The organism is Streptomyces sp. NPDC058157 (assembly GCF_042884105.1).
GTDB lineage: Bacteria > Actinomycetota > Actinomycetes > Streptomycetales > Streptomycetaceae > Streptomyces.
The window spans coordinates 1-5689 of sequence record NZ_JBHVUQ010000261.1 but is presented as its reverse complement, the minus strand read 5'-3'; the positions used below and the strand labels follow the sequence as shown (position 1 = coordinate 5689).

The following is a 5689-nucleotide window of genomic DNA, read 5'->3' as shown; positions in this document are numbered from 1 at the left end:
GGTCGTCACCCTCGGCGGCCGGACCGAACAGCAGCCCCCGAACGGCCGGTTCACCATCGCATTCACCGGCAACGGCGGCACCGGCCAGGTGGCGGTCACCTGCGCCTGACAGGTGCCGCCGGCCCGCCGCCACGTCAGACCTCCGGGAGCACCTCCGGCACCCCGAGCACGGGGGCGATCGTCCGCCAGATCACCCTCCGGGCCGTGTCGAGGTCCACCCGGGGGTCACCGAGCATCAGCCGGATGCCCAGCCCGTCGCACAGGGCCAGCACCAGCGTGCCGACCCCGGCCACGTCGCAGTCGCGGAACTCCCCGGAGGCGATGCCCCGTTCCACCACCCCGCCGACCCACGCGTGCAACTGGTCGTACAGGTCGACCGCCAGGTGCCGGGCCGCCGCGTCGCGCTGGGCCCGTACCCACAGCTCCTGCCAGAGCTTCCAGTCCTGCCTCAGCTCCGCGTCCGTAGGCAGCATGCTCCGCAGGATCCGGGCCAGGGCGACCGGCGCCGGTTCCACCTCGCCCTCGGGGTCCTTCCCCGTCTGGGCGAAGGAGTGCGTCATCGCCTCGGCGAAAAGCTTCTCCCGGGTGTCGAAGTGGTAGTGGAGCAGGGCCTTCGAGACACCGGCGTGCTCGGCGACCTTGCGCATGCTGATGCTTTCGAACCCGATGTCCGCGATCACTTCGCACGCGGCCGTGAGGATCCGCTCACGTGTCTCGAGTGCGCGCTCGGCCTTGGTCACGTCGGCTGCTCCCCGTGTCGGCGCCCGTGGTCCGGGCCGGCTGGCCCGGCTGCCGTGGCGGGCACCCCACCATCCTCGCGCATCACGCCGCGCCGCCGTCAGCCCGTCGAGGGCATGCGCAGGACGCCCGTGCCGCGCTTGACGAGTTCGCCGGCGACGATCAGCCGCTGGATCTCGGAGGTGCCCTCCCAGATCCGGTCGACGCGCAGCTCGCGGTAGAGGCGTTCCACCGGGTACGAGCGGTCGTAGCCGCGGCCGCCGAAGACCTGCAGGCAGCGGTCGACGACCCGGCCGGAGGCCTCGCTCGCCGCCAGCTTGGCGATGGCGGCCTTCGCGTGGAGCGTCTTGCGGTCCGCCGTGCCCTCGTCCACCTCCCAGGCCACCTGATGGGTGTAGGCCCGGTTGACGGCGATGTCGACGGCGCAGTCCGCGAGCATGCCCTGCACGAGCTGGAAGTCGGCGATGGGCGAGCCGAACTGGCGGCGCTCGACCGCCCAGTCGCGGGCCAGCTCCAGGGCCCGCTCCGCCGCTCCGATGGTCCGCGCCGCGATCATCAGGCGTTCCTCCGTGAACCAGGAACGGGTGATGTCGTAGCCCTCGCCCACCGCGCCGAGCACCGCCGTGTCGGGGACGGACACCTCGGTGAAGGTGAACTCGGGGTGCTCGTAGACGAACGTGTGCATCCAGCGCGGTACCCGGGTCATCTCCACGCCCGCCGTGTCCTTGTCGACCAGGAACAGCGTCGGCGCGCGCTCCTCCCCGGCGGCCGCCAGCACGATCAGGAAGTCGGCGTGGTCGCCGACCGTGACGAACCACTTCTCGCCGTTCAGCACCCAGCCCCCGCCGGTCCGCGTGGCCGTCGTCCGCAGGCCCTGCGGGTCCGAGCCGGCCTCGGGCTCCGACACCGCGTAGCAGTCCCGGCGCTGCCCGCGGATCACGGGGACGAGGTAGCGCGCGCGCTGCTCGGGCGTGCAGTGCGACAGGGCGTTGGCCGGGCGCCACACCATGTCCCACAGCGCCCCGGTGAGCCGGCCGAGTTCCGCCTGGACGGTGACCTGCTCCAGGACGGTCAGGCCGGCGCCGCCCCACTCGGCCGGCATGTTGACGGCCTGGAGCCCGCTGTCGAGGACCGCGTCGCGGATCTCGGCGTGGGCGTGCGGCGGCAGGCCGTTGTTCTCCTCGCAGTCGGTCTCGTACTTCATGATGAACCCGGTGAGCGAGCGCGCCGCGTCCCGCAGTTCTTCCTGGCGGGCGGTCAGACGGAAGTCCATGGCTGTCCCTTGCTGTCGGTCCGGTGGCGTGGTGGTCGTCAGAAAGCGGAGGCGGAGGCGGAGGAGCTGGAGGCGGAGGCGGAGGGCAGGGCGAGGACCCGGGTGCCGCGCTTGATCAGCTCGTTGGCGACGATCAGCCGCTGGATCTCGGAGGTGCCCTCCCAGATCCGGTCGACGCGCAGCTCCCGGTACATCCGCTCGACGGGGTACGAGCGGTCGTAGCCGCGGCCGCCGAAGACCTGCACGCACCGGTCGATCACCCGGCCCGCGGCCTCGCTCGCCGCGAGCTTGGCGGTCGAGGCCTTCGCGTGGAGGGTCTTGGGGTCGGCGCCGGGCAGGCCCGCCTCCCAGGCGACCTGGTGGGTGTAGGCCCGGTTGACGGCGATGTCGACGGCGCAGTCCGCGAGCATGCCCTGGACGAGCTGGAACTCGGCGATCGGACGGCCGAACTGGCGGCGCCCGACGGCCCAGTCACGGGCCAGCTCCAGGGCCCGCTCGGCGGCGCCGACGGTGCGGGCGGCGATCATCAGCCGTTCGTCGGTGAACCACTCCTTGGTCAGCTCGTAGCCGTTGCCGACCCCGCCCAGCACGTCCTCGTCGGGGACGAACACGTCGGTGAAGGTGAACTCGGGGTGCCCGTTCACCGCGGAGTGCATGAACCGCGGGACCCGGGTCATCTCCACTCCGGGCGCCTCCTTGCCGACGAAGAACAGGGTCGGCGCCCGCTCGGGCCCGGCGTCCGCCTGCACCAGCAGGAAGTCGGCGATGTCGCCGCAGGTCACGAACCACTTCTCGCCGTTCAGCAGCCAGCCGCCGGCGGTCCGTACCGCGGTGCTCGTGCCCGAGCCGGGGTCGGAGCCCGCGTTCGGTTCGGTCACCGCGAACGCGTCGAAGCGCTCGCCCCGGATCACCGGCAGCAGGTACTTCTCCCGCTGGGCCCGCGTGCCGTGGGCCAGGACGTTCGCGGGCCGCCAGGGGATGTCCCAGAGGCAGTTGGTGACCTTGCCGAACTCCTCCTCGACGACGACCTGGTCCAGCAGGGACAGTCCGGCGCCGCCCCATTCGGCGGGCATGTTGATCGCGTAGACCCCGGCCTCGACGGCGGCGGCGGTGAGCTCGCGGACCGTGGCGGCGGGCAGGGGGCCGCCGGCCTCCTCCGACTGGTCCTCGTACCTCATGAGGAGCCGTGCGTAGGCGGCGGCCCGGGCCTTCAGGGCGGCCTGTTCGGGGGTGTAGCGGAAGTCCAAGGTGTCCTCCGGGGCGGGGTCGGGTGGTGGGCGGCTCAGGCCGTCGGTGCGTCGTCGGGGGCGGCCAGGACGGCCCGCGCGTCCAGGGCGAGGGCGCCGTCGGGCCGGACGAGGAGGGGGTTCACCTCCAGCTCCGCGATCTCGGGGTGCGCCGCCGCCACGGTGGTGACGCGTTCGACGACGGCGGCCGCCGCGGCCACGTCCAGCGCCGGCCGGCCGCGCACGCCGTCCAGCAGGGCGGCGCCGCGCAGCCCGCGCAGCAGGGCCTCGGCCCGCGCGGCCGGGACGGGGGCCAGGGCGAACGCGACGTCGTCCAGGGCCTCGGTGAGGACCCCGCCGAAGCCGACCAGGGCGACCGGCCCGAACCTCGGGTCCCGCTGGACGCCCACGATCAGCTCCACCCCGTCCGTGAGGTCGGCCATCGCCTCCACGGAATGGGCGGGCGCGCCGAGCCGGGTGCGCATCTCCCGGTACGCGCCGAGCAGCGCGGCCCGGTCCGCCAGCCGCAGGGCCACCCCGCCCGCGTCGGACTTGTGCAGCAGGTGCAGCGCCTTGAGCACGTACGGGCCGTCGAACTCCGCGGCCGCCGCGAGGAGTTCCTCCTCGTCGGTGACCTCGTACGCGGGCGGGAACGGCACCCCCGCGGCGGCGAGCAGCGCCCGCACCCCGTGGTAGCCGGGATCCCGCAGCGGCGCGGCGGGCTCCGGCAGCGCGGGGACGCCGCCGCCCCGGTCCCGGCGGCCGGTGACGACGGCCAGGGCCCGGGCGGCGTCCTCGGTCGCGGAGAACACCGGGACGCCCGCCTCCGCGAGGACCCGGCAGCTCGGGGAGTGCGGGTACATGGACTGCACGACGAGGGGTTTCGCCGTGGCCGCGAGGTGCGCCACGATCTCCTTGGCGGCCGCGCTCTCGCCCTCGGCCAGCACGCAGCCGCCCGCCGGACCGCCGCCCAGGCCGCCTTCGGCGACGGCGTAGCCGCCGAAGTAGCCGGTCATCAGCACGGCGTCGACCTCCTGCGAGGCGAGGAGCTCCCCGACCGTGTCGGCGTACGACATCGGCCGCCGCTCGCCCATCCCCGCCAGGTCGACCGGGTTGCCCACGGAGGACTGCTCCCACAGCACGGTCCGCAGTCGGTCCTGGGCCGGCCCGCCGAGTTCCGGAACCTCCAGCCCGGCGTCCTCGGCGGCGTCCGCGGCGACCGCCCCGTGGCCGCCGCCGTCGGTGAACACCGCGGTGCGGCGGCCCCGCGCACGGGCCCCCGAAGCGAGGGCCGCCAGGGCGACGGTCATCTCCCGCGGGGTGCCCACGCGTTCGACGCCCGCGTCGCGGCAGGCGGCGGCGACCACGTCGGCGGGGCTGGTGAGCGCCCCGGTGTGGGACCGGGCGCTGCGCGCGGAGGCCGCGCCCCGGCCGGCGGTGAGCAGCACCACGGGCTTGCCCGCGGCGGCGGCCGCCGCCGCGAAGGCCCGCCCGTCGCCGAAGTCCTCGGCGTACACGGCGATGGCGGTGGTGGCCTCGTGGCGGGCGCAGTCCGCGACCAGGTCGACGAGGGTGACGTCGGCCTGGTTGCCGAGGGAGACGAACCGGGAGAAGCCCAGGCCGAGCGGGGCGCCGCGGAGCTGGAGTTCGAGGGCGAGGTTGCCGCTCTGGCTGAGCAGGGCGACGCCTCCCGGGGCGAAGCGGTCCGAGGCGAGGTACAGCTCGGTGGTGTTGTCGGCGACGCCCAGGCAGTTGGGGCCGACCAGGACGGCCCCGGCGGCGCGGACCCGGGCGGCGACGGCCCGCTGCCGGGCGAGGCCGGCGGGTCCGGCCTCCGCGAAACCGGCGGTGATGGCGACGATCGCCCGCGCCCCGCAGGCCAGGGCCTCGTCGACGGAGTCCTCGAAGCCGTCGGCGGGCACGGCGAGCACCACCAGGTCGACGGGTTCGCCGACGGCGGTCAGGGAGGGGGCGGCGGCGCGGCCGAGGACGGTGCCGCCGCGCCGGTTCACCAGGTGCACGGGCCGGCGGGCGGGGGCGCGCAGGGCCTGGGAGGCCACCGCGTGCCCGTACTTGGCCGGGTCGTCGCTGGCGCCGACGACGGCGACGGAACGGGGGTCGAACAGGGCGGTCAGGTCACGGGCCACGTCATACCTCCACGCGCAGCGCGGAGTTGGGGCAGCTGTCGGCGCAGGCGCGGGCGGCCTCCTCGGCCCCGGCGGGCACGGAGACCCCGATGACCCGGGCGTAGCCCCATTCGTCGAGTTCGATCAGTTCGGGGGCGGGTTCCTGGCACAGCCCGTACCCCTGGCAGCGGGTGGCGTCCAGCAGGAGTTTCACGGCGTTCCTTTCAGTGCGGGCCGCGTGAGGCGGATCGGGGCGGGGGAAGGGGGAGCGGAGGGGCCGGGGCCGGCGGGTCCGGCCACTTCGGGCACGGCCACCTCGGGCACGG

The 5689-nt window shown here is 74.9% G+C and carries 5 protein-coding genes; all 5 read right to left on the bottom strand.

The features are described 5' to 3' along the window. Positions 1-134: 134 nt before the first annotated feature. Positions 135-740, bottom strand: a complete 606-nt coding sequence (locus ACFVXK_RS34805; protein WP_389620107.1) for a TetR/AcrR family transcriptional regulator — start codon at positions 738-740, stop codon at positions 135-137. 98 nt (positions 741-838) lie between these two features. After that, entirely contained in the window at positions 839-2011 is a 1173-nt protein-coding gene (locus tag ACFVXK_RS34800) for an acyl-CoA dehydrogenase family protein (protein WP_389620104.1), read from the bottom strand. A gap of 38 nt (positions 2012-2049) precedes the next feature. Then, the gene (locus tag ACFVXK_RS34795; protein WP_389620101.1) at positions 2050-3258 is read right to left on the bottom strand and encodes an acyl-CoA dehydrogenase family protein; all 1209 of its coding nucleotides are present in this window, start codon (positions 3256-3258) and stop codon (positions 2050-2052) included. Between the two features lie 35 nt (positions 3259-3293). Next, the gene (locus tag ACFVXK_RS34790; protein WP_389620098.1) at positions 3294-5384 is read right to left on the bottom strand and encodes an acetate--CoA ligase family protein; all 2091 of its coding nucleotides are present in this window, start codon (positions 5382-5384) and stop codon (positions 3294-3296) included. 1 nt (position 5385) lies between these two features. Further along, the gene (locus tag ACFVXK_RS34785) at positions 5386-5577 is read right to left on the bottom strand and encodes a ferredoxin (protein ID WP_389620095.1); all 192 of its coding nucleotides are present in this window, start codon (positions 5575-5577) and stop codon (positions 5386-5388) included. Positions 5578-5689: the final 112 nt, after the last annotated feature.

Bases quoted from the DNA above. Each gene is read 5' to 3' on its own strand.
- ACFVXK_RS34800 (WP_389620104.1), bottom strand. From the start codon at position 2,011: ATGGACTTCCGTCTGACCGCCCGCCAGGAAGAACTGCGGGACGCGGCG.